The sequence below is a fragment of the Sutcliffiella sp. FSL R7-0096 genome (assembly GCF_038595065.1).
GTDB lineage: Bacteria > Bacillota > Bacilli > Bacillales > Bacillaceae_I > Sutcliffiella_A.
Window position 1 is genome coordinate 2,063,430 of record NZ_CP152003.1, and the last position, 24,307, is coordinate 2,087,736.

The following is a 24,307-nucleotide window of genomic DNA, read 5'->3' on the forward strand; positions in this document are numbered from 1 at the left end:
TAAACATGCTTTTTATAAGGAAGCAAATGATTACCCTTTTATTTGTTAAAATAAACCTAAAAATATGAAAATTTGATGTAACTTTATATCTTCTTATTCGTCTTTAGAACACATGAAAAAGGAGGGGACGGGATGGACGAGGAATTTGCCAAACAAAAAATTCAAGAGTGGTACGATATACATAGCGATGAAATTTATCGTTTTATAGTAATGCTTACAGGGGACCAGGAAGTAGCCAAGGATCTCATGCATGATACCTTTTTGAAATCTTATTTCAGTTTGCAACAGTATCAAGGGAAAGCAAGTGTGAAAAATTGGTTATATCGGATCGCCAGAAGTGTAACGATAGATTATCAGAGAAGAGCTAGGCCGGTTGCTTTCTTTCTAAGGGAGTGGAATCTTTTATCCGTAGACAATGGGAATTGTCCGCAAAAGATAGTGGAACTGGGGGAAACGGAAGTGCATTTATATGCTGCGCTGAGTAAACTGAAACATTCCTATAAAGAGGTAATTGTGCTCCGGAAACTAAAAGAAATGTCCATTCATGAAACCGCAGAAGTCCTCGATTGGTCAGAGGCAAAAGTGAAAACAACCCTTTTTCGAGCTCAACTGGCGTTAAAAAAACAGTTGGAAAAGGAGGGGTATGTACATGAAAATATCTAATGATCAGAATGAATGGCAGCGTATTTCCAAAAGCTTTCAATCAATCTGTTTGGAACCGAACGAAAGACAGGAAGTCCTTCATTCGTTGCAGGAAAATATGTCAAAAAAGAAGAAATCTATGCAATTCAACTTCCATCTTGCCCCCATTCTTTCTATAACGCTATTAATATTTGCACTTGGTGTTGGAGGATACTATCTGGTTAATGGGAACTCAAAGGTGGACCAATATACAAGCGGTGCAGCAAATCCCACTCCTAGAGTTCCTGTTTTAAGTGAAATGGGTTTAAGGCTTAGCCAGGATCAAATGAACACATGGTTAATCCTAAATGAAAATGGAGAGGTAGTAGGAAAGCTAGCATTTTGTGAGGAACAATGTGATAAAGAGATCGACCGGATGAAGGTCATGGAAGAAAGGGACCTGAAAGGTTTAACTTATCCCACAACATTATATCGGGAACATGTGAAGTCAATGAATATTTTTCAAACTCAGCATTTCATTATGAGCAGGGAGGATGGAGAGCCTTTTGCCTATTTGCAAATTAACGTTCCTGATGTAGATCATGAGTTGGAACAAGGGGCAACAGTGATTCTTGAAAGCTTTCAAAAAAATTTAAGATAATACAACTAGCACCTGCTCTCTCACAAGAGCAGGTGCTTCTCTCATTACTTCTTCAGTCCAATGATCATTTCTTCGTCCGGTGTCACGTACACGGTCTGTTGCTGTTCATAGATCACAAATCCAGGTTTAGATCCGGAAGGTTTCTTGACATGCCTCACTTTGGTGAAATCGACCGGAACAGAGCTTGAATGTCGGGCTTTACTGAAGTAGGCCGCGATGGTGGCAGCCTCTTTAATGGTCTCCTCTGTCGGCTCGGAATTTCTGATGACCACATGGGAGCCAGGTATGTCTTTAGTATGTAGCCATACATCGTCTCGACGGGCAATCCTATTGGTAAGGTGGTCGTTTTGTTTATTGTTCTTGCCTACTAGAATCTCTGTCCCATCAGTAGCAATATAACTCTCAAGAACAGGTTTTTGTGGCTTAAGTTTTTTTCGTTTTTGCTTCATGCGCAGGTAGCCTTCTTCCATCAGCTCTTCACGGATTTCCTGAATATCCTTAGGAGAGGCCGTTTCCACCTGTTGGTTCAGCATTTCAAAGTATTCGATTTCCGCTTTCGCTTTTTCAATCTGCTCTTCCACGATAGCTAATGAATTCTTTGCTTTTTGGTACTTGTTAAAGTATCGTTGTGCGTTGCTGGAAGGCGATCGTTGCGGATCCAGTGCAATGGTGATGGTGCCGCCTTCCTCATCATAATAGTTCACAACCGTTACCTCGGTATCTCCGCGCGAGATTTGATAAAGGTTGGCAGTCAGCAGCTCCCCGTATAATTGAAATTTCTCTGCGTCCCGTGCATCCACTAAGGTCTGTTCAAGCTTTACAATTTTCTTTTCATTTTTCTGGATTTCGTTTGTGATAAAACGTTCGAGGTCGTTTGCTTGCTGCTTTACGCGATCCCTTGATGCTTTTCCGAAGTAGAATCGGTCAAGTGTTTCGCTAAGTGAAGCAAAGTTTTTACTTTCCCCTTTAAGGTGTTCAAGGTCAAGTAAATAGAAAACTTCTTTATTGTCTGATGTAATGATCTGCGGCGAGAGATCACCTTTTTTGATTTTATCCACCAAGGCAATGAAGCTTTTAGGAAGGGTGTCCCTATTTGCCAGTCCAGCCAAATGAACAGCTTCCTTGGCGAATAAAGGGGAGACCCCGGCAAAAGTGTTAACAAGCTGCTTGTCGAGCTTTCCCCCGATAAAGTCCAGTTTTCTCTTTACCGTTTCTTCTGTTGCTTCTAGAGGATTGATTTTATCCTGAGCAGGTGGAAGGACATAAGTTTGGCCTGGTGTCAGGCTTCGATGCCTGTTCTGGGCCATCGGGACATGCTTGATGCTGTCCAGGATCATCTGCTTTTCTTTATCGATGAAAATGATATTGGAGTGGCGCCCCATGATTTCCACTATTAGCTGCTTGTAGGAAACATCCCCGATTTCGTTTCTTGCTTTAACATCGAATATTATGATGCGGTCCATGCCTACTTGGTGGATATCCGTAATGATACTGCCTTCCAAATGCTTTCGCAGGAGCATGCAAAACATTGGCGGCTCCGATGGGTTCTCGTAGGATTCCTCTGTCAAGTGCAACCTTGCATAGCTTGGATGGGCACTGATGAGCAGTTTGTGATTTGTCCTGCCAGAACGTATGGTAAGCACTAGCTCATTTTTATAAGGCTGGTAGATTTTTGTGATCCTTCCGCTTTCAAGCTTTTCCTTCAGCTCGTTTGTCATGGCGTATGTAAAAATTCCATCAAAACTCATATATGTAAACTTCCCTTCTTGTCAAAAAACTTATAAGGTCTCTTTTCCTCATTATATCTTAACAATCTTGCGAACGCCCAAAAAGTATATCATTTTTTTGGACGAGTCCGAATATGCTGTGGTAGATAGATTTTGTGCAAAGGTTGTGAGGTGGGACAGATGAAATGGCATGAAATGAGAGCAGGAGAAGTGGAAGAGCAGATCAACTCAGATTTGGAAGCAGGGCTTAGTGAAAAAGAAGCGAAAAATCGTCTGTTGCAATTTGGGACGAACGAACTTCAAGAGGCGGAGAGGCCGAACGCCTTTTTATTGTTTTTAGAACAATTCAAGGATTTCATGGTGGTTGTATTACTTGCGGCAACGTTGATTTCTGGGCTCCTTGGTGAATATATCGATGCTGTTGCCATTATAGCCATTGTTGTGATCAATGCATTTCTTGGATTTTTCCAAGAGAGAAAAGCGGAAAAGTCGTTGCAAGCACTGAAAGAACTATCAGCTCCCCAAGTGACAGTTCTCAGGGAGAAGGAATGGCGGAAAGTGGCATCAAAGGAAGTGGTAGTAGGTGACATCATCAAGTTTGGCAGTGGTGACAGGATCGGTGCAGATCTTCGAATTGTACAGGCCAGTTCCCTTGAAATTGAAGAGTCCGCTTTAACAGGGGAATCAGTTCCTTCTGTAAAAAGTGATAAACCTGTACACGGGTCGGATGTGGCAATCGGGGACCAGGAAAATATGGCCTTTATGGGGACACTCGTCACGCGTGGTACCGGAGTGGGTGTAGTGGTTGCAACGGGCATGAACACCGCCATGGGGCAAATTGCCGATCTATTGCAATCTGCCGAGACGACGATCACTCCTTTGCAGAGAAAGTTGGAGCAACTTGGAAAGATACTGATCACGGTAGCCTTGATCCTGACCCTTTTAGTGGTAGTTGTAGGGGTTCTTCAAGGCCATAGTTTATATGACATGTTCCTTGCTGGTGTTTCTCTGGCAGTTGCAGCCATCCCGGAAGGTCTGCCGGCGATAGTGACCGTTGCATTGTCCCTTGGTGTCCAGCGAATGATCAAACAAAAATCCATTGTCCGAAAGCTTCCGGCAGTGGAGACCCTTGGCTGTGCATCTGTCATCTGCTCGGATAAAACAGGAACGCTCACTCAGAACAAAATGACGGTGACCCATGTTTGGTCTGGGGGAGCAACCTGGAGTGTGACAGGCAACGGGTATGAACCGAAAGGGGAGTTTCATACAGAAGGACCTGAGAGTGCCAATAAGAATAAATCACTACAACAGCTTTTAACATTTGGGCTGTTATGTAATCATGCCAACATTATTAAGAAGAATAAGCACTATATTCTAGATGGAGACCCTACTGAAGGGGCGCTTGCGGTTGCCGCCATGAAGGCGGGTTACACTCGTGAAAGCCTTTTGAGTGAATTTCAACTAGTAAAAGAATATCCGTTTGACTCAGAACGGAAGATGATGAGCATCGTGGTGAAAGATAAGCAGGGAAAATTGTTTGTCATCACAAAAGGTGCTCCTGATGTAATAACAAATGTGAGTGAATCCCTTTTATGGGACGGAAAAAAGGAGCTTTTCTCAAGTAAGTATGAAAACATCGTCAAAGATACGGTTCATACCCTGGCTTCACAAGCATTACGTAATATTGCCGTTGCATTTAAGCCGATTTCGAATTTCCATGAAAGTATGCTTGAAAAAGAGATAGAAAAGGACCTGGTGTTTATAGGTATCCAAGGGATGATTGACCCACCTCGCCCAGAAGTGAAACAGGCTGTAAGGGAATGTAAAGAGGCTGGGATCAGGACGGTCATGATCACAGGAGACCATATTGTGACGGCAAAAGCGATTGCATCCGAAATCGGCATCCTACCGATGGGTGGTAAGGTGTTGGAAGGAAAAACGCTCCAAACGATGACACAGGAACAGCTAGAGGAAATGGTGGACGATGTCTACGTATTCGCCAGAGTATCGCCCCAGCATAAACTATCCATTGTAAAGGCTCTCCAGAAGAAGGGTCATATTGTGGCAATGACGGGAGATGGGGTTAACGACGCTCCGGCAATAAAAGCATCAGATATTGGGATTGCAATGGGTATCACCGGAACGGATGTGGCCAAAGAAGCCTCTTCTTTAGTTTTGCTAGACGACAATTTCGCCACTATCAAGTCAGCCATCAAGGAAGGGCGTAACATCTATGAGAATATCAGGAAGTTCATTCGCTACCTGTTGGCTTCAAATGTTGGGGAGATCTTGGTGATGCTATTTGCGATGCTTTTGGCCCTGCCTCTGCCTCTTGTACCTATTCAGATATTATGGGTAAACCTTGTTACAGATGGTCTTCCAGCCATGGCGCTTGGACTTGATCAGGCGGAGGGCGATGTAATGAAGCGAAAGCCTAGACATCCGCGGGAAGGGGTTTTTGCAAGAGGGCTATGGTGGAAAATTGTATCACGTGGGTTTTTAATCGGACTAGCCACTTTGATTGCTTTCATCATTGTTTATAAGCAACATCCGGACAACTTGGTATATGCACAGACAGTTGCTTTTGCTACGCTAGTCATGGCGCAACTCATCCATGTATTCGATTGCAGAAGTGAAAGATCCATATTCCATCGCAACCCGTTCCAGAACATGTACCTTGTTGGTGCGGTCATCTCGAGTATCATCTTGATGCTGATCGTCATCTATTATCCACCGTTGCAGGGTATTTTCCATACCGTGGCACTTGATCCGAAAGAATGGCTGTTGATTCTCGGAATGGCTTCCCTTCCAACATTTTTATTGGTGGGCACCCTTTTCACAGGAAAAGCAAAAAAGAATATGGTATAATATAAGAAAGGTAGTAGAGAGGTTTTCTCTATTGCCTTTTCTTCTTTTGCTGCATAGGTTAAATTTATGTAAAAATAGCTTTTAAATTAGAGGAAACAATGCTAATATAGTGGTTGCTTAGCATCAATAATAGCCAATACCAGCGCAATTTTCAGAGAACAGCTCTGCTATACTTCAGAACGGAAGTGAGTATAATGGTCAAAAGTATGACAGGCTTTGGTCGGGCGGAAGCGAATCAGGGGACTTATAAGATTCTTATCGAAATGAAATCTGTCAACCACCGCTTTTGTGAGATCAATATAAGAATGCCTAAGCAGTTTCTAGTATTGGAAGAGAAGTTAAAAAAAGCAGTTGGCTCATATTTGCATAGAGGAAGAGTCGAAATTTTCATTACTATTGAAGGGCAAAACATCCATGAACATTCACTGGATGTAGATTGGAAATTGCTCTCTGCATACATAGATGCATTACATAAAGTAAAGGATAGACACCAGATTTCAGGTTCCATTGAAATTAATGATATACTAAAACTAGAGAATGTCTTTACCATTAAAGAGGCTCCGACAGGTATGGAAGAGATAGAAATGTCCCTGCTTGAACAAGTGCAATTGGCGACCGAACAATTGGTTTCCATGCGGACCCTTGAAGGGGAACAGTTGAAAGAGGACATTTTCATTCATCTTACATATATCGAAAATATGGCCAAAGAGCTTCAACAATTTGCTCCTTTGGTGGTGGAAGCATACCGTAAACGACTCGAGAAGAAAATGAAGGAGTTTCTCGGTTCTGAGATAGATGAACAACGGATCATGGCAGAGGCCGCTATTTTTGCAGATAGAGCGGACATTAATGAAGAACTGAAGAGGATACATAGCCACCTTGGTCAATTCACACAGTCCCTTCATTCGACAGATCCGGTGGGGCGGAAGCTCGATTTCCTTGTCCAGGAATTGAACAGGGAAGTGAATACCATCGGTTCCAAGGCTAATGACGCAAAGATTGCAAATTTGGTAGTCGAAATGAAAGCTTGCCTGGAGAAAATTAAAGAACAGGTGCAAAACATTGAGTAATCTTTGATTACCAAGCAAAAAACACGGTTAGAATAGAGTTTGTAACTAGAGGTGGAAACATGAGTATAAAGTTGATAAATATTGGCTTTGGAAACATCGTATCAGCAAACCGAATCATATCTATTGTTAGTCCTGAATCTGCGCCGATCAAACGGATCATCCAAGATGCAAGAGATCAGGGAATGCTAATAGATGCAACCTATGGAAGGCGAACAAGAGCAGTACTAATAATGGATAGTGATCATGTTATCTTATCGGCGGTGCAGCCTGAAACTGTTGCACAACGTTTGGTAAATAAAGATGATATGTCTGATGAAGGGTAGGTATTTGTTAATATAATGAGAGATAGAGGATTATTGATCGTCCTTTCCGGACCTTCAGGGGTAGGAAAAGGAACAGTCAGAAAAGCATTATTTTCAAAAGAGGATGTCAGTTTGCACTATTCCATTTCCATGACAACACGCTATCCGCGTGAAGGAGAAGTAGATGGAACGGATTATTTCTTTAAATCAAGAGAAGTATTCGAACAGCTAATTGAAGAAGATAAATTCATAGAATGGGCAGAATATGTAGGGAACTACTACGGCACGCCAGTTGATTATGTCGAGCAATGTCTGGCGGAAGGAAAGGATGTATTCCTTGAAATTGAGGTGCAAGGTGCCATTCAAGTGAAAAGCAAGTTTCCTGAAGGTGTATTCATCTTCTTGATGCCACCAAGTCTTTCTGAGCTGAAAAACCGTATCACCACAAGAGGTACAGAAACGGAAGATCTTATCAATAACCGTATGACCGTGGCAAAAGAGGAAATAGAGATGATGGATGCCTACGATTATGTGGTGGAGAACGATCATGTCGATCTTGCTTGTGACAGGATCCAGGCAATCGTACAGGCCGAACATTGTAAGCGGACTAGACTGCGTGAAAAATATAAACAAATGCTGGAGGCTGAATAATATGCTATACCCATCCATTGATTCTTTGATGCAAAAGTTAGATTCAAAATATACACTTGTAACCGTTTCTGCACGACGTGCTCGTGAACTTCAGCAAGTGAACGACCAAATGATCGAAAAAACAGTTTCCCATAAATTTGTTGGGAAAGCCCTTGAAGAGATTGACGCGGGTCTACTATCTGCCAAGACCATTAAAACTGCAGAAAGAAGCGAAGGCATTCTTAATCACAAGTAAAGATAACAACCTAGAAATAGGTTGTTATTTTTTTAGTGAAAAGCAGTGCAGTAGTATCCAATAATTATCGAAAAAGAGCGTTTTAAAAGTAATTTCTGTTCTCCTCAGTAGATTGTAGTGCAAGGTGTGAGACTCCTGGGGGAGGGAAGCGGTAGCTTGAGAGCCCTGAAGCGTTGTGAGGAGGCTCAAGCAACGCCCTCTGGATGAGCGAACATCTGGAACGGAAAGCTACTGGGAGTTGTATATAATACCCATTATCATGTAAAAACAGGACGGGGGTCAGTGGAATGCTAAAGAACAAGAAAATCCTTTTGTGTGTTACTGGAGGAATTGCCGTTTATAAGGCAGTGGCACTTACAAGCAAGCTAGTGCAGCAAGGTGCCGAAGTGAAGGTCATCATGAGTCGGTCCGCCTGCAAATTTGTTACACCATTGTCTTTTCAAGCTTTATCTAGAAACGATGTATTCACAGATACATTTGAAGAAAAGAATCCTGCCGTCATCTCCCACATCGATCTAGCTGACTGGGCGGATGTTGTCCTGGTTGCACCCGCAACGGCAAACGTGATTGGCAAGCTAGCAAACGGATTGGCAGATGATATGATTACGACAACTCTTCTTGCCAGCACTGCTCCAGTATGGATTGCTCCTGCGATGAATGTACATATGTATGACCATCCAGCCGTAAAGGAGAATATGAATCGCCTTGCTTCTTTTGGTTATCGATTCATTGAACCTGGTGAGGGATTTTTGGCATGTGGCTATGTAGGAAAAGGGAGATTGGAAGAGCCGGAAACCATTGTAGAGGGACTCATCCGCTTTTTTCAAAAGAATGAAGAGAGGCCACTTGCGGGGAAACGTGTACTTGTTACAGCAGGTCCGACGGTTGAGAAAGTGGACCCTGTGCGTTTTTTCACCAACCGCTCCACAGGAAAAATGGGGTATGCCATTGCAGAAGTGGCTGCGAGTCTCGGGGCTCACGTTATATTGGTGTCAGGGCCAACCCAGCTGCCTGACCCACAAAATGTAAAAACTGTCAGGGTGGAATCCGCCCAGGAAATGTATAATGAGGTGATGGATTATTATGAAAAAGTTGATGTTGTCATAAAATCTGCAGCCGTGGCCGATTATCGGCCTAAATATGTGTCAGATATCAAAATGAAAAAACAGGATGGGGATAGTGTACTTCAACTTGAGAGGACCCAAGATATCCTTAAGACACTCGGTGAAAGAAAAACCCATCAAGTGCTTGTTGGATTTGCTGCCGAAACGAATAATGTAGAAGAATATGCTAAGGGAAAACTTATGAAGAAGAACCTGGATTATGTGGTCGCAAACAACGTAACGGTCTCAGGTGCGGGATTTGGAACGGAGACAAACCTCGTAACCGTCTACAAAAAAGACGGCACAAACATATCCTTACCGATGATGTCCAAGCGGGATGTTGCATTTGCGTTGTTGGAGGAAGTCGCAACTACTCTTGAGGAAAAGCGATGACCAATTATGCAAGTGTAATTGTTGATGTTCCCGCCAAACAGACGGATAGAGCCTTCGACTATGAGATACCAGCTAAATGGAATGGTTTCATTCAACCGGGAATGAGGGTCAATGTCCCCTTTGGCCCAAGGCAAATACAAGGATTTGTGGTGGAAGTGAAAGACAGTACAACGGTGCCGAAAACACGCCCCATCACTTCCTTGATTGATATCCAGCCTATTCTTACAAAGGAACTGATGCATCTGGCAACTTGGCTCAGTGATCATACACTTTGCTTTACCATCTCCGCTTATCAGGCTATGCTACCTGCCGCCTTGAAAGCAAAGTATGAAAAGTGGCTCATTGCCAGGGACATTGATCGGGTGCCTGAAGAACTTCAATTATTCTTTCTAAACACTTCCCGTGTTAAATTTGAAGATTTGGCAGGTACAAACCATTTCAATACAATCAAGCATTTGATTCAAGAAGATATTCTTGAAGTTTATTATGAAGTGAAAGATAAACTTGCCAAAAAAACGAGAAAAGTGGTTGAATTACAAACTGCATATGATGGTTTAATGGATGCAAAAGGGAAGCTATCCCCCCGAGCAGCGGCACAGCATAAACTTCTTGATTATTTTATCGAAACAAAACAAGAGATGATTGATAAAAAAACACTATTGGAAGAGCTGCAGATAGGCACAAGTGCGATCGGAGCATTAGTCAAATTAGGAATTCTAAAAGAAAAAGATGAAGAGATATATAGGGACCCCTACCAAAACAGAAAATTTGAACAATCCCAACCTCTACCATTAACGCAACAACAACAAGAGGCCATTACTCCGATCCTGGATTCGATTGAACAAAAAAGGCATGAAGCATTTGTTATGTTTGGTGTGACTGGAAGTGGGAAAACGGAGGTTTATATGCAGGCAGTGGATACGGTCCTGCAGCAAGGAAAGGAAGCGATCGTGCTTGTTCCTGAAATTGCCCTTACACCACAGATGGTTAACCGATTCAAGTCCAGGTTCGGCTCTGAGGTTGCAGTTATGCATAGCGGACTTGGTATGGGAGAGAAATATGACGAATGGCGAAAAATTCATCGAAAAGAAGTAAGAGTGGTGGTTGGTGCCAGATCCGCTATTTTTGCACCATTCGAGAATGTTGGGATAATCATCATCGATGAGGAACACGAAACAAGCTATAAACAAGAGGATACCCCGCGTTATCATGCCCGTGACATTGCATTGCAAAGGGGCAAATATCATGAGTGCCCAGTTGTCCTTGGCAGTGCCACCCCCACACTGGAAACCTTCGCACGTGCATCCAAAGGGGTGTACAAGCTTCTAACGATGGATAAAAGAATGAGTGAACAAGGAATGCCGGAAGTGGAAATTGTCGACATGAGAGAAGAGTTGCGGGAAGGGAACCGATCCATGTTCTCTAGGAGTCTAATGGAGAAGCTACAATCAAGGCTTGAACGTGGCGAGCAATCCGTTTTATTTTTGAATAAAAGGGGTTATTCATCTTTTGTAATGTGTCGAGACTGTGGATATGTAGTGGAATGCCCCCATTGTGATATTTCCCTGACCTATCATCGTAGTAGCAATCAATTGAAATGCCATTATTGCGGGTATGAGGAACCTGTCAGGTCCACCTGTCCATCATGTGAAAGTGAACACTTCCGTTTCTTTGGAACAGGGACTCAGAAGGTAGAGGAAGAGTTGACGAAGCTCCTTCCAGAAGCAAGAGTCATTCGGATGGATGTGGATACCACAAGTAAAAAAGGATCGCATGAAAGGCTTTTACAGCAGTTTGGCGACAGGAAAGCCGATATCCTGCTTGGTACCCAGATGATTGCAAAAGGCTTAGACTTCCCCTTTGTAACACTTGTTGGGGTGTTGACAGCGGATACGATGCTCAATATTCCGGATTTTCGTTCCTCGGAAAAAACATTCCAGCTTCTTACACAAGTGAGTGGGCGTGCCGGCAGACACGTACTGGCCGGCGAAGTGGTAGTCCAGACGTATAGCCCGGAACATTACAGTGTGGAGCTGGCAGGAACGCATAATTACTTGGATTTCTATCAAAAAGAAATGCAAGTAAGAAAGCTGCACCAGTATCCGCCTTTTTACTATTTGGCCCTTGTAACCGTGACACATCAAGAATTGACAAAGGTTGTAACGGTCACAGAAAAGATTACCCATTTTTTAAACATGCAATTATCGAAAGAGGCTGTTATACTTGGACCGGTTGCTTCTCCGATTGCGAGAATCAAGGATCGTTATAGATATCAGTGCATTATTAAATATAAAAAGGAACCAAATTTACATGATGCATTAAAAAGAGTGGTGGACAAGTATCAAGCCCAAATGGATCAGGAAAAACTTGCCATCCATATTGATTTGAATCCCTATATGCTCATGTAATAGATGGAGGTAACAAGATTGACTATTTTAGCTATTGTTAAATACCCTGCACCTGTATTGGAGCAGAACTGTGAAGCGGTAACCGTCTTTGATAAAAGGTTAGTTCGACTATTAACCAATATGTATGATACGATGCTTCAGGCGGACGGGGTAGGTCTTGCAGCTCCCCAGATCGGGATAGCCAAAAGAATTGCCATTGTGGATATAGATGATCAACATGGGAAGATCGAGCTGATTAATCCGAAAATAATAGAAGAAGAGGGGGAACAGCTAGGTCTTGAGGGCTGTTTGAGCTTCCCGGATCTTTATGGGGAAGTGAAGCGTTCCAATTATATAAAGGTACGTGCCCAAAACCGAAAAGGTAAGTGGTACGAACTGGAGGCGCGAGGCTTTCTTGCAAGGGCGATCCAACATGAAATTGACCATTTAAACGGTGTATTGTTCACCTCTAAAGTATTGAGATATTTTAAAGAAGACGAGTTGGAAGTAGAAGGGTGATATAGATGAAAAAAATCGTATTTATGGGAACGCCAGATTTTGCTGTCCCTGTCCTGCAACAAATCATTCAAGATGGCTATGAAGTGATTGCGGTGGTCACCCAGCCTGACCGCCCAAAGGGTAGAAAAAAAGTATTAACGCCACCACCTGTGAAAGTGGAAGCGGAGAAACACCGGATCCCTGTTTATCAGCCGGAGAAAATTAAAGAACCTGCAGAATATGAGAAAATCACTTCATTGAAGCCTGATTTGATTGTGACGGCAGCTTTTGGGCAGATTTTACCTAAACCGTTGCTGGATGCTCCTGCATATGGCTGTATCAATGTGCATGCATCCCTACTTCCGAAACTTCGGGGAGGCGCGCCAATCCACTATTCCATCATTCAGGGACATGAGAAGACAGGTGTCACAATCATGTATATGGTAGAAAAGCTGGATGCTGGGGATATGCTGACACAAGTGGAAGTGAAAATTGAAGAGGATGATCACGTCGGGACCTTGCACGATAAATTGAGTGTTGCTGGTTCAAAGCTTCTTTCTGATACGCTCCCGCAATTATTTGATGATAAACTGGAGGCAGTGGTACAGAAACATGAAGAAGCCACTTTTGCTTCCAATATCAAACGAGAGCAGGAAAAGATCGATTGGACGAAAGATGGCGAGGAAATTTATAATCATATTCGCGGTTTGCATCCTTGGCCTGTTGCCTATACAACCATGGAAGGCCAGGTCATGAAAGTCTGGTGGGGTATGAAAGTAGAAGCGGCCAAAGAAGCAGCAGCTGGAACCATCATTGCCATTGAAGAAGATGGATTTATTGTAAAAACAGGCAATACTACAGGTATAAAAATTACAGATTTGCAGCTTGCTGGTAAAAAGCGAATGACCGGAGTGCAATATTTAAACGGCGCAGGAGCTTCTTTATCTGAAGGCACAAAGCTAGGAGACTAAAATGAAAAATGTAAGAGAACTTGCTTTGGAAGCATTGTTGAATGTGGAAAAAAAGCAAGCCTACAGTAACTTATTATTGAACAACTATCTTGATTCAGGGAAGCTGTCCAAAAAAGATGCAGGATTATTCACAGAGATAGTCTACGGTACCATTCAGCGGTCCATCACTATTGATTACTACCTGATGCCATATATCGAAAAACAGAAGAAGTTACAGGACTGGGTGAAAGTGCTGTTAAAAATGACCTTATATCAAATGCTATACTTGGATAAAGTACCAGCCCGCGCAGCCATATATGAAGCAGTGGAAATTGCTAAAAAAAGAGGACACAAAGGCGTGGCCTCTGTTGTAAACGGTGTGCTTAGGTCAATTCAGCGTAATGGAGTGCCAGATCTTGAGACCATGGAGGACGATATAGACCGAATCTCTATTGCAACCAGCCATCCAAAATGGTTGGTGGAAAAGTGGGTGGAGCAATACGGCGTCCATGATACCGAAAGAATGTGTGAGATGAACCTTGTACCTCCACACCAATCCGCCCGGGCGAATACTGCAAAAGCGAAAGTCGAAGAAGTATTGCAAATGTTGACCGATCAAGGGTTCAGTGTGGAAAAAGGGGAACTGGCAGAGGAGAGCATTGTTTCACTAAAAGGAAATATGGCATACTCCAATGCATATAAAAATGGTTATATGACCATTCAGGATGAGAGTTCCATGCTTGTTGCAAAAGCACTGGGTGTTGAGATGGACGACAAGGTCTATGATTGTTGTGCAGCCCCAGGAGGGAAGACCACACATATTGCCGAACTGTTAAAGGGGACCGGTATCGTAATATCCACCGATCTTCATGATCATAAGGTGAAATTGATCAAAGAGCAGGCAGATCGCCTTCATCTATCCAATATAGAAGCACAGGCGCTTGACAGCCGGAAAGCAAAAGAAATATTTAGAGAAGAGCAATTCGATAAGGTGCTTGTGGATGCCCCATGCTCAGGTTTCGGGGTCATTCGCAGGAAACCAGATCTTAAATATACGAAAACGATGGAGGACATCAAGCAATTAGCTTCCATTCAATTGGCTATACTAAAGGAAGTGGCACCTCTTGTAAAAAAAGGTGGAACTTTGGTATATAGTACATGTACAATTGATAAAGAAGAAAATGCTGATGTTGTTCAAGCATTTCTAGAAGAAAACAAGGAATTTGAAATAGATTTCAACATAAAAGATTTATTGCCAGAAAAGCTGAACAGCTATGTTAACGAAGGTATGCTCCAGTTATTGCCTCACTATTTTGGTACGGATGGATTTTTTATTGTTAGATTTAAAAGGCAGGTGTAAAAGATGGAACATAAAACAAAAGAACAGAACAAGCAAGAGGAAGCAACACGTAAACCGTCCATCTATTCTCTACAATTGCACGAATTGGAAGAATGGTTAGTAAGTATCGGAGAGAAAAAATTCAGAACAACACAGATTTTTGAGTGGTTATACCAAAAACGTGTTACTTCGTTTGAGGAGATGTCCAATCTTTCCAAGGGACTAAGGGAAAAGCTTGAAGAGACATATGCGCTCACAACGTTGAAAACAATTGTACAGCAAACCTCATCTGACGGAACGATGAAATTTCTATTTGAATTGCATGATGGTTACTCCATTGAAACGGTTCTTATGAAACATGAATATGGTAATTCCGTCTGCGTGACAACACAAGTAGGCTGCCGAATAGGATGTACGTTCTGTGCCTCCACTCTTGGTGGGTTAAAACGTAACCTCGAAGCAGGTGAGATTGTTGCGCAAGTTGTGAAAGTTCAACAAGCCCTTGATGAAATGGATGAACGGGTGAGCCATGTCGTTATCATGGGAATCGGTGAACCTTTCGATAACTTTGAGGAAATGATGGATTTCTTGAAAATCATCAATCATGACAAAGCACTTAACATCGGTGCCCGTCATATTACAGTTTCAACAAGTGGGATCATCCCGAAGATCTATAAGTTTGCGGATGAAAACATGCAAATCAACTTTGCGGTATCCCTTCATGCACCAAATACGGAGATACGTTCAAGGTTGATGCCGATCAACAGAGCTTACAAACTGCCTGAACTGATGGAGTCCATACGTTATTACATCAAAAAGACAGGCCGACGTGTAAGCTTTGAATATGGTCTATTCGGGGGGGTAAATGACCAAGTAGAGCATGCAGAGGAATTAGCTCAACTCCTAAAAGGGATGAAATGTCATGTAAACTTGATTCCAGTTAACTATGTTCCAGAACGGGATTATGTAAGAACGCCAAAAGAACAAATCAATTTGTTTGAAAAAACCTTGAAAAATCTAGGGGTTAACGTAACAGTCCGTCGTGAGCAAGGCCACGACATTGATGCTGCATGCGGTCAGCTGCGTGCAAAGGAGCGGAAAGAAGAGACGAGGTGACAATTGTTAATGGTCTTTTTAACAGATAGAGGGAGAGTTCGTTCACATAATGAAGACAATGGGGGAATTTTTGTTAATAAAGACGGCACAATGCTAGCAGTTGTTTGTGACGGCATGGGGGGCCATCAGGCAGGTGAAGTGGCAAGTGAAAGAGCTGTAAGCCACATCAAGGAAATGTGGGAGGAGACGATCAACATCTCTTCCCCTGAACCTGCCGAAATCTGGTTGAAGACGTTCATTCTCCAAACCAATCAATCGCTTTTTGAACATGCTAATTCTCATGAAGAATGTCATGGTATGGGAACCACGATTGTAGCTGCTATTTTGGGGGATTCTTTTGTGACCCTTGCACATGTGGGGGATAGCAGAATCTATCTAATTTCAGAAGAGGGTGCCAAGCAATTAACAGAAGATCATACATTTGTTAATGAACTTGTGAAAACTGGGCAGATATCAAAAGAAGATGCAGAGCATCATCCTAGAAAAAATGTTATACTACAAGCTTTAGGGACAGAGAAAACAGTAAAGATTGATATAAAAACCATTACATATGATGACCCTGGATATGTTCTCCTTTGTTCAGATGGCTTGACTGATAAAGTCAATGACCGGGAGATAGTCGAGGTGTTGAACAATGGAAGCCAGGCTTTATCTGCCAAGGCGGAGGAATTGATTAGACGCGCCAACCATTACGGTGGGGAAGATAATATCACGGTAGCCATTTTGGAATTATCTGTCTCCGAAGCTGGGAGTGGGTGATATAGGTGTTAATAGGCAAAAGATTAAATGATCGCTATAAAATTTTGGAAGTCATCGGTGGCGGAGGAATGGCGAATGTTTACCTTGCCCACGACATGATTTTGGACAGAGATGTTGCGGTCAAAGTATTACGATTAGATTTTGCAAACGATGAAGAATTTATTCGCCGCTTCAGAAGGGAAGCACAATCGGCAACAAGCCTGGACCACCCGAATATTGTCAGCATCTATGACATCGGGGAAGAAGACGACATCTACTACATCGTGATGGAACACGTCAAGGGAAAAACCCTAAAGCAATACATTCAACAATATGCTCCTGTGGAACAATATAATGCGGTAGAGATTATGAATCAGCTGACATCTGCCATTTCCCATGCCCATGAAAATGGTATTATCCATAGAGACATAAAGCCTCAAAATATTTTAATCGATGATTATGGGACCGTGAAAGTGACAGATTTCGGTATTGCAATGGCCCTTAGCTCTACTACCATCACACAAACGAATTCACTTTTAGGCTCTGTTCACTATTTGTCACCTGAACAGGCAAGAGGGAGTTTGGCCACAAAGAAATCGGATGTATATGCACTTGGAATCGTCCTGTTCGAATTATTGACCGGTCGACTTCCGTTCAGTGGCGAATCTGCCGTTTCCATCGCGTTAAAGCACCTTCAATCGGAAACACCATCTCCGAAAAGATGGAATCCGACTTTACCACAAAGTATGGAAAATATGGTATTGAAGGCCATGGCGAAGGATCCGCTTCATCGCTTTGCATCTGTAGATGAGATGCAATCGGACCTCATGACGGCACTTGATCCAAGTCGCATGAATGAGCCTAAATTCATCATTCCGGATGATGATGATGATGAAGCAACAAAGGCAATTCCGATTATAAAAGGGAGTCTTGGAAACCTTACGAATGAAGAGGAAACAAGAATCCGACCACCAGAGGAAAAGCCAGTCAAAGAGGAAAAAGGATCACCGCCTCCGAAGCAGAAGAAAAAGAAGAGGAAAAAATGGGTAATCGCCCTTTTGGTTATTCTATTTCTCTTGATAGGTGGAGCGGTCGCGGCATTTACCGTCCTTCCATCCATGCTATTACCGAAAGACGTTACGGTTCCGGATCTGACCGATTATGAATATGACGATGCTGTCAAAGAGCTTATCGATCTTGGTTTTGTTCTAGAGGAACCAAAAGAGGAACCAAGCGATGAGATCGAAAAAGGAAAAGTCACCAGAACGTTCCCTAAAGCAGGGGATGTGGTGAAGGAAGGCAAAGCAATTACCATCTTCAGGAGTCTTGGAAAAGAAGAAGTGGAGATGGAAGACTACACCGGCCTTTCTGTGGAAGAAGCGAGTCAAAGGATAAATGATAAGGACTTTAAGAGAGTTAACGTGGAGGAAGTCCACTCTGATGATGTTCCAGAGGGCAGGGTAATACGTCAGGAGCCTGAAGAGGGTACGATGGTCATTCCGGAAGAGACAGAAGTTAAACTTGTTGTTTCCATGGGATCAAGCCCTATCACTTTGGATAACTATCAAGGATCTTCCATCGATTTTGCTCAAAGACACCTTGCAGGGTTAGGTTTGGTTCCTGATATTTCCAATGAATATAATGATTCCGTTTCAGAAGGAAATATCATCAAGCAGGACCCTCCTCCGGAATCCCAAGTCCGAAGAGGGGATACAATAAAGCTTATTGTTTCAGACGGACCACAGCCAGAGGATAAAACAGTGGATATTCCATTGGAAGTGAAGTATGAACCCGAAGAAGAAGGGGCGGAACAAACGGTTGAAGTTTATGTGGAGGATCTGAATACCACCATGGATGGTGAACCCAAAGAAACCTTCATCATCACGGAAGACATTATTGCTGGGTTTACTGTCACAGTCGCTTATAAGCAACAAGCTAAATATAAAATTGTAGTCGACGGGGAAGAAATCGAAAATGTTACCATCGATTATGACGATATAGAGTAATCAACTAAGGAGTGAGTGTATGCCAGAAGGCAAGATTGTCAAAGCATTGAGCGGTTTTTATTATGTTTTGACTACAGATGGCGATATAACCCAATGTAGAGGAAGAGGGGTTTTTCGAAAAAATAAGATTACCCCTCTTGTTGGGGACTCCGTTGTATTTCAAGCGGAAAACGACCAAGAAGGCTACATTATGGACGTATTGCCTCGCAAGAATGAGCTTGTAAGACCTCCGATAGCGAATATTGATCAGGCGATTCTTGTTTTTTCAGCGTTAGAGCCTGAATTTAGTACGGTTCTTTTGGATAGATTCCTTGTGCTGATTGAATCTAAAGGTGTCAGTCCTTTGATTTGTATTTCCAAGATGGACCTTTTGGATGAAGATGCCAACCTGATGGGATATGCCGCATATTACCGATCCATTGGTTACGAGGTGCTGCTGACTTCCACGAAGGAACCGGAGCAGTTGAAGGAGATACTGCCATACTTGAAAGAGAAGACATCGGTGATAGCTGGTCAATCCGGTGTTGGTAAATCATCTTTACTTAACGTGTTACGCCCAGAGCTGGAATTGAAAACAGACAATATATCATCCCATTTAGGTAGGGGTAAGCATACGACAAGACATGTCGAGCTAATGGAAATCAACCATGGCTTTGTTGCGGATACTCCTGGCTTCAGTTCATTGGAATTCTTGGAGATGGAAGCCGAAGATGTGAAGGATTGTTTTCCTGAGTTCGTAGAAATAAGCCATAATTGCAAATTTCGAGGTTGTACTCACTTGAAAGAACCAAAATGCGCGGTTAAAGCAGCTGTTGAAAACGAAGACATTGCTTCCTACCGTTATAAACATTACGTTTCTTTCGTAGAAGAAATAAAAGATAGAAAGCCGAGGTACTAAAATATGATAAAAATCGCCCCTTCCATTCTGAGTGCTGATTTTGCCCACTTAGGAAAAGACATCCTTGATGTGGACCAAGGAGGAGCAGACTATATTCATATTGATGTGATGGATGGGCATTTTGTGCCCAATATCACCATTGGTCCATTAATTGTGGAAGCCGTACGCCCAATTACAAAGCTTCCATTGGACGTGCACTTGATGATTGAGAATCCTGATGCGTATATCGTTGATTTTGCCAAAGCTGGAGCGGACATCATTTCTGTACACGTGGAGGCATGCCGCCATCTACACCGAACCATCCAGCATATTAAAGCTCAAGGCGTGAAAGCTGGCGTGGTCATCAACCCAGCTACACCAGTAGAAAGCATCATCCCCATTTTGAATAATGTGGATTTAGTGCTTTTGATGACAGTCAACCCCGGGTTTGGTGGTCAGGCTTTCATCCATGATGTACTTCCGAAAATCAAACAGGTTGCTTCCTTAGTGAGGGAAAGAGGATTATCCATCGACATCGAAGTGGATGGAGGCGTCAATCCGGAAACAGCTAAATTATGTGTAGAAGCCGGTGCTAATGTTCTAGTTGCAGGTTCAGCCATTTACAATAAAGAAGATCGCAAGCAGGCAATCTCCTCCATCAGAAGCAATTTGTCATAATTTCTTTATTAGTGATGCAAGCTAATGGTAAATGTGATGGGAGGACTTTGTGATATGAATATTTCGAAGGATGACCAGGCAATTCTTGAACAGGCATTGCATTCCGCATTGGCCAATAGCACGGATTATAATGAAATTGATATGTATGAAAAGCTGCTTAAGAAATTTTCAGCAGTGGAAAATAAAAGCTTGGACGGATTCCGTTATGACTATGACGACTCATCCAGCCTGTAAAAAAGTCTTCGTCATGAAGGCTTTTTTACGTTAAGCTGTTATAAAGAAGAAAAGGGAGAGAAGAAGTTGATTATACATATTGTTGCAGGAGGACCGAGAGACCGGATTCCGGATCTGCACCATTTACATACAGAAAATGTGATATGGGTGGGGGTGGATAGAGGAGTCGCCTACCTGTTAGAGCAGAATATCCAACCAGCAAAAGCTTTCGGAGACTTCGACTCGATTACTAGCCGAGAGCTACATGACATCAAAGAAAAGCTGCCACACGCAGAAGTTTATCCAAGCGAAAAAGATGAAACCGATACTGAAATTGCAGTCAATTGGGCGCTTGAACATGATCCAGAGCTCATCCGGATTTTTGGAGGAACAGGTGGCAGGTTAGATCATTTTCTAGGGAACCTTCAACTATTGTTAAAAGGGATCGAGAGACATACATTGATAGAAATACATGATATTCAAAATCAACTATATGCCCTTAAAGAAGGTACCTACTGTATAACGAAAGATAATTCATTACCATTCGTTTCTTTCATGCCGATCACCCCTCATATTAAAGGCATCACGTTAAAGGGATTCAAATATCCTTTAGAAAAAAAGCATATTCGCTTTGGAGACACACTATGTATTAGTAATGAACTTGAAGTGGAAAGTGGTACTTTTTCATTTGATGAAGGCATATTAATGGTGATAAGGAGCCGTGATTATCATTCATTATCTTAAGACGGTCCCAGCGATCCGCTAATTTGCAACTTGATAAAATAAAAAGGTAAAAGTTCGGAGGAGGGAATGTAATGAAATTTTATACAATCAAGCTACCTAGATTCTTGGGGGGAATAATCCGGGCTATGCTTGGGTCGTTTAAGAAGGAGTAAGGCACCTCGAAAGGGTGCTTTTTTTATAAATGCAACTATGAAATGTATCCCCTAGAGGCTTTGAGTAAGGTGAATGTCCGAACCGAATTTCCAAGCGTCCGAACGGCATACTATTCTTGTCCAAACATTCAAGTCTAATGTCCGACCACCCCTTAAAAATAGGAATCTAATTTCCGAACCCACAAGAACCATGTCTGAACCGTTTAAATATGCTCAAAAAACAAGTATTTCTTGAACAAATCTTTATATATTCCAGTAAAGATTGTACGATAAGATTATTATGTAAACCAAACCACGATCCAAACAAAAGTAAAAAGAGACAGGGCAAACCTCCCTGTCTCTTTCGTATGTGCGCTAGATTAAACGCGCTCCACTTTACCTGATTTTAAAGCTCTTGCAGAAACGTATACACGCTTTGGCTTACCATCTACTAAGATGCGAACTTTTTGAAGGTTTGCACCCCAAGTACGACGAGTAGAGTTCATTGCGTGTGAACGTGCGTTTCCAGAACCAGTCTTTTTGCCTGTGATTACACATTTACGTGCCATGTTCAATTCCCTCCTAACTACAAAGAAACATCATTCAATATTTTCATTAGTAATAAGAAAGTACCTTCTTATTATTGCGAGAAAAACCCTACATAAGGTCTACGTCTGAAGAAGTACCCTTCTGCACCGTTTTTCTTTACCAAAATAATCTCTTGAAAATACTTATATAATTTAACATACTACCCTCCACTTTGCAATAGTTCTAAGGAAAGCTTTCAAGAAAAAAACCTTGACATACATGTTTTTAGCATTCAGTATAATAATAGTATTGTTACAATAGTATCCGCCTGCTTTTAAAATGAATGAATTTATAGTAAAATAGCGAGTAGACTAGGTGATAAATCCAATCGAAGGGGGAACCTTTATGTCCATTGAACTAAAAACATCTTATGGTCAAATAGATATTTCTAACGATGTAGTTGCTACCATCGCTGGTGGAGCTGCAATAGATTGTTATGGAATTGTAGGTATGGCTTCTAAAAGCCAATTGAAAGATGGGTTATCCGAGATACTTAGAAAAGAGAATTTCACAAAAGGCGTCATCGTGCGCCAAGAAGAAGATCAGCTACATATTGATATGTACATCATCGTAAGCTATGGAACAAAGATTTCCGAAGTGGCTCATAATGTACAAACGAAAGTAAAATATACCCTGAATCAAATGCTCGGTCTTTCCGTTGATTCATTAAATATTTTTGTACAGGGAGTTCGAGTTACGAACCCGTAATAAGGAGGAAATATTAGTGTCAGTAAAAGTTCTAAATGGGAAACGTTTTGCACAAATGGTCATCCAAGGTGCAAATCATTTATCAAACAACGCCAAAACAGTGGATGCGTTGAACGTTTTTCCGGTTCCGGATGGAGATACGGGAACAAATATGAATCTTTCCATTACTTCAGGAGCTAAAGAGGTAAAAGCCAATGTTTCTGAGCATATCGGAAAGGTTGGTTCTGCTCTGGCTAAAGGCCTACTTATGGGGGCAAGAGGTAACTCAGGGGTTATTCTTTCTCAATTATTCCGTGGATTCTCAAAGCATATCGAAGCAAAAGAAACCATTACAAGTAAAGACTTTGCACAAGCATTGGAAGCAGGTGTCCAGACAGCATATAAGGCTGTCATGAAGCCTGTGGAAGGAACGATTTTGACGGTGGCAAAAGATGCAGCCAAAAAAGCGGTCGCTGTCGCAAAAAATGAAGAAGACATCATTGTATTGATGGAAGAAACGTTAAAAGAAGCGAATGCTTCCCTTAAACGCACACCGGACCTTCTTCCTGTTCTGAAAGAAGTAGGAGTAGTGGATAGTGGTGGACAAGGACTGGTTTATGTCTATGAGGGATTCTTGGCAGAGCTGAAAGGCCAAAGAATAGAGGATATCGTACCAACTACGACCATGAACGAGCTTGTTAATGCAGAACACCATAAGAGTGTCCATTCCGCCATCAATACGGAAGATATCGAATTCGGCTATTGTACAGAGTTCATGGTCAAGTTTGAAGAGGACAAAGTGAGGGATAATCCTTTCACAGAGGAGAACTTCCGTAACGACTTATCTCAATATGGGGATTCCCTTTTAGTTATAGCCGATGAAGAAATAGTTAAAGTACACATTCATGCTGAACAACCTGGTGATGTTTTGACTTATGGTCAAAAATACGGAAGCCTGATCAACATGAAGATTGAAAATATGAGAGAGCAGCATAGCAACCTACTTTTTGAAGAGGACGCTTATCCTGCCCCAAAACCAGAAGTAAACAAAAAGCGTGAGAAATTTGGAATCATCACTGTTGCAATGGGTGAAGGTATTGCCGAGCTATTCAAGAGCATCGGTGCGAAGGCTGTCATTGAAGGCGGCCAGACGATGAACCCGAGCACAGAGGATATCCTAAAAGCAATCGATGAAGTGAATGCTGATAACGTGATCATCCTACCAAATAACAGCAACATCATCATGGCTGCAAAACAGGCTGCAGAAGTTGCTGAGCAAAATGTGGCAGTTGTGGAAAGCAAAACAGTTCCACAAGGGATGGCGGCTATTCTAGCATTCAATCCTACGGGAGATCTTGCTGACAATGAAGCAACAATGAAGGAAGCTTTGGGTTCAGTTAAAACTGGTCAAATCACCTTTGCTGTCAGAGATACGAACATTGATGGCGTGGAAATCCAAAAAGATGACTTCATGGGAATTGCGGACGGCAAAATTGTCCTGACGAATAAGGACAAAAAAGCGGCAGCAAAAGAACTTCTTTCTACCATGATGGATGATGATGCAGAAATCCTCACTGTTATCTACGGGGAAGATGTGTCTGAAGAAGATGTGGAAGAGCTTGTGAGCGAGCTTGAAGAAACTTATCCAGATGCCGAAGTGGAAGTTCATAATGGCAAACAACCACTATATTCCTTTATCTTTTCGATAGAGTAGGCTACTATAA

Annotated in this window: 24 protein-coding genes; 22 read left to right on the top strand and 2 right to left on the bottom strand. The window is 42.3% G+C overall.

The window, feature by feature from the left end:
- Positions 1-132: 132 nt before the first annotated feature.
- Positions 133-663: an RNA polymerase sigma factor gene (locus MKY77_RS10455; RefSeq protein WP_339145757.1), complete on the top strand. Its 531-nt coding sequence runs from the start codon at positions 133-135 to the stop codon at positions 661-663.
- Positions 650-1,282: a hypothetical protein gene (locus tag MKY77_RS10460; RefSeq protein ID WP_339145758.1), complete on the top strand. Its 633-nt coding sequence runs from the start codon at positions 650-652 to the stop codon at positions 1,280-1,282. The genes MKY77_RS10455 and MKY77_RS10460 overlap by 14 nt, the downstream gene beginning before the upstream one ends.
- Before the next feature lie 44 nt (positions 1,283-1,326).
- On the opposite strand, the gene MKY77_RS10465 is transcribed toward MKY77_RS10460, so the two are convergent.
- Positions 1,327-3,030 carry an NFACT RNA binding domain-containing protein gene (locus tag MKY77_RS10465; protein ID WP_339145759.1) on the bottom strand — a complete coding sequence of 568 codons (1,704 nt, stop codon included), beginning with the start codon at positions 3,028-3,030 and terminating at the stop codon, positions 1,327-1,329.
- A gap of 159 nt (positions 3,031-3,189) precedes the next feature.
- Between MKY77_RS10465 and MKY77_RS10470 the strand changes: the two genes are divergently transcribed.
- The 18 genes from MKY77_RS10470 to spoVM all read left to right on the top strand — a co-directional run bounded on the left by MKY77_RS10470 (position 3,190) and on the right by spoVM (position 21,329).
- A complete protein-coding gene (locus MKY77_RS10470) occupies positions 3,190-5,877 on the top strand; it encodes a calcium-translocating P-type ATPase, SERCA-type (protein ID WP_339145760.1) in 2,688 nt (895 codons plus the stop codon).
- A 194-nt stretch (positions 5,878-6,071) separates the two neighbouring features.
- Entirely contained in the window at positions 6,072-6,947 is an 876-nt protein-coding gene (locus MKY77_RS10475; RefSeq protein ID WP_339145761.1) for a YicC/YloC family endoribonuclease, read from the top strand.
- A 59-nt stretch (positions 6,948-7,006) separates the two neighbouring features.
- On the top strand, positions 7,007-7,270 hold the full coding sequence (locus MKY77_RS10480) for a DUF370 domain-containing protein (RefSeq protein ID WP_010193107.1): 264 nt from the start codon (positions 7,007-7,009) through the stop codon (positions 7,268-7,270).
- Between the two features lie 15 nt (positions 7,271-7,285).
- Complete coding sequence (gmk, locus tag MKY77_RS10485) at positions 7,286-7,900, top strand: guanylate kinase (RefSeq protein WP_339145762.1); 615 nt, start codon at positions 7,286-7,288, stop codon at positions 7,898-7,900.
- Position 7,901: 1 nt separating this feature from the next.
- Positions 7,902-8,135, top strand: coding sequence for a DNA-directed RNA polymerase subunit omega (gene rpoZ / locus MKY77_RS10490; protein WP_060665844.1), 234 nt, complete (start codon positions 7,902-7,904; stop codon positions 8,133-8,135).
- Positions 8,136-8,422: 287 nt separating this feature from the next.
- Positions 8,423-9,631 carry a bifunctional phosphopantothenoylcysteine decarboxylase/phosphopantothenate--cysteine ligase CoaBC gene (gene coaBC, locus MKY77_RS10495; RefSeq protein ID WP_339145763.1) on the top strand — a complete coding sequence of 403 codons (1,209 nt, stop codon included), beginning with the start codon at positions 8,423-8,425 and terminating at the stop codon, positions 9,629-9,631.
- Complete coding sequence (gene priA / locus MKY77_RS10500; RefSeq protein WP_339145764.1) at positions 9,628-12,039, top strand: primosomal protein N'; 2,412 nt, start codon at positions 9,628-9,630, stop codon at positions 12,037-12,039. The genes coaBC and priA overlap by 4 nt, the downstream gene beginning before the upstream one ends.
- Before the next feature lie 18 nt (positions 12,040-12,057).
- On the top strand, positions 12,058-12,537 hold the full coding sequence (gene def, locus MKY77_RS10505) for a peptide deformylase (RefSeq protein ID WP_339145765.1): 480 nt from the start codon (positions 12,058-12,060) through the stop codon (positions 12,535-12,537).
- Between the two features lie 5 nt (positions 12,538-12,542).
- Positions 12,543-13,487 carry a methionyl-tRNA formyltransferase gene (fmt, locus tag MKY77_RS10510; RefSeq protein ID WP_339145766.1) on the top strand — a complete coding sequence of 315 codons (945 nt, stop codon included), beginning with the start codon at positions 12,543-12,545 and terminating at the stop codon, positions 13,485-13,487.
- 1 nt (position 13,488) lies between these two features.
- Positions 13,489-14,826, top strand: coding sequence for a 16S rRNA (cytosine(967)-C(5))-methyltransferase RsmB (gene rsmB, locus MKY77_RS10515; RefSeq protein WP_339145767.1), 1,338 nt, complete (start codon positions 13,489-13,491; stop codon positions 14,824-14,826).
- Between the two features lie 3 nt (positions 14,827-14,829).
- On the top strand, positions 14,830-15,921 hold the full coding sequence (rlmN, locus tag MKY77_RS10520; protein ID WP_339145768.1) for a 23S rRNA (adenine(2503)-C(2))-methyltransferase RlmN: 1,092 nt from the start codon (positions 14,830-14,832) through the stop codon (positions 15,919-15,921).
- A gap of 3 nt (positions 15,922-15,924) precedes the next feature.
- Positions 15,925-16,680 carry a Stp1/IreP family PP2C-type Ser/Thr phosphatase gene (locus MKY77_RS10525; protein WP_339145769.1) on the top strand — a complete coding sequence of 252 codons (756 nt, stop codon included), beginning with the start codon at positions 15,925-15,927 and terminating at the stop codon, positions 16,678-16,680.
- 5 nt (positions 16,681-16,685) lie between these two features.
- Positions 16,686-18,665, top strand: a complete 1,980-nt coding sequence (pknB, locus tag MKY77_RS10530; RefSeq protein WP_339145770.1) for a Stk1 family PASTA domain-containing Ser/Thr kinase — start codon at positions 16,686-16,688, stop codon at positions 18,663-18,665.
- Between the two features lie 19 nt (positions 18,666-18,684).
- On the top strand, positions 18,685-19,563 hold the full coding sequence (gene rsgA / locus MKY77_RS10535) for a ribosome small subunit-dependent GTPase A (protein WP_339145771.1): 879 nt from the start codon (positions 18,685-18,687) through the stop codon (positions 19,561-19,563).
- A gap of 3 nt (positions 19,564-19,566) precedes the next feature.
- Positions 19,567-20,220 (top strand): ribulose-phosphate 3-epimerase, encoded by a 654-nt coding sequence (rpe, locus tag MKY77_RS10540; RefSeq protein WP_339145772.1) that lies wholly within the window; start codon positions 19,567-19,569, stop codon positions 20,218-20,220.
- A gap of 54 nt (positions 20,221-20,274) precedes the next feature.
- Positions 20,275-20,454 carry a hypothetical protein gene (locus tag MKY77_RS10545; RefSeq protein ID WP_339145773.1) on the top strand — a complete coding sequence of 60 codons (180 nt, stop codon included), beginning with the start codon at positions 20,275-20,277 and terminating at the stop codon, positions 20,452-20,454.
- Positions 20,455-20,520: 66 nt separating this feature from the next.
- A complete protein-coding gene (locus tag MKY77_RS10550; protein WP_339145774.1) occupies positions 20,521-21,177 on the top strand; it encodes a thiamine diphosphokinase in 657 nt (218 codons plus the stop codon).
- 71 nt (positions 21,178-21,248) lie between these two features.
- A complete protein-coding gene (spoVM, locus tag MKY77_RS10555; RefSeq protein ID WP_060665857.1) occupies positions 21,249-21,329 on the top strand; it encodes a stage V sporulation protein SpoVM in 81 nt (26 codons plus the stop codon).
- Between the two features lie 359 nt (positions 21,330-21,688).
- On the opposite strand, the gene rpmB is transcribed toward spoVM, so the two are convergent.
- Entirely contained in the window at positions 21,689-21,877 is a 189-nt protein-coding gene (gene rpmB / locus MKY77_RS10560) for a 50S ribosomal protein L28 (RefSeq protein WP_010193132.1), read from the bottom strand.
- Positions 21,878-22,241: 364 nt separating this feature from the next.
- On the opposite strand from rpmB, the gene MKY77_RS10565 reads away from it, so the two are divergent.
- On the top strand, positions 22,242-22,604 hold the full coding sequence (locus MKY77_RS10565) for an Asp23/Gls24 family envelope stress response protein (RefSeq protein ID WP_237662012.1): 363 nt from the start codon (positions 22,242-22,244) through the stop codon (positions 22,602-22,604).
- A 16-nt stretch (positions 22,605-22,620) separates the two neighbouring features.
- Positions 22,621-24,297: a DAK2 domain-containing protein gene (locus MKY77_RS10570; protein WP_339145775.1), complete on the top strand. Its 1,677-nt coding sequence runs from the start codon at positions 22,621-22,623 to the stop codon at positions 24,295-24,297.
- Positions 24,298-24,307: the final 10 nt, after the last annotated feature.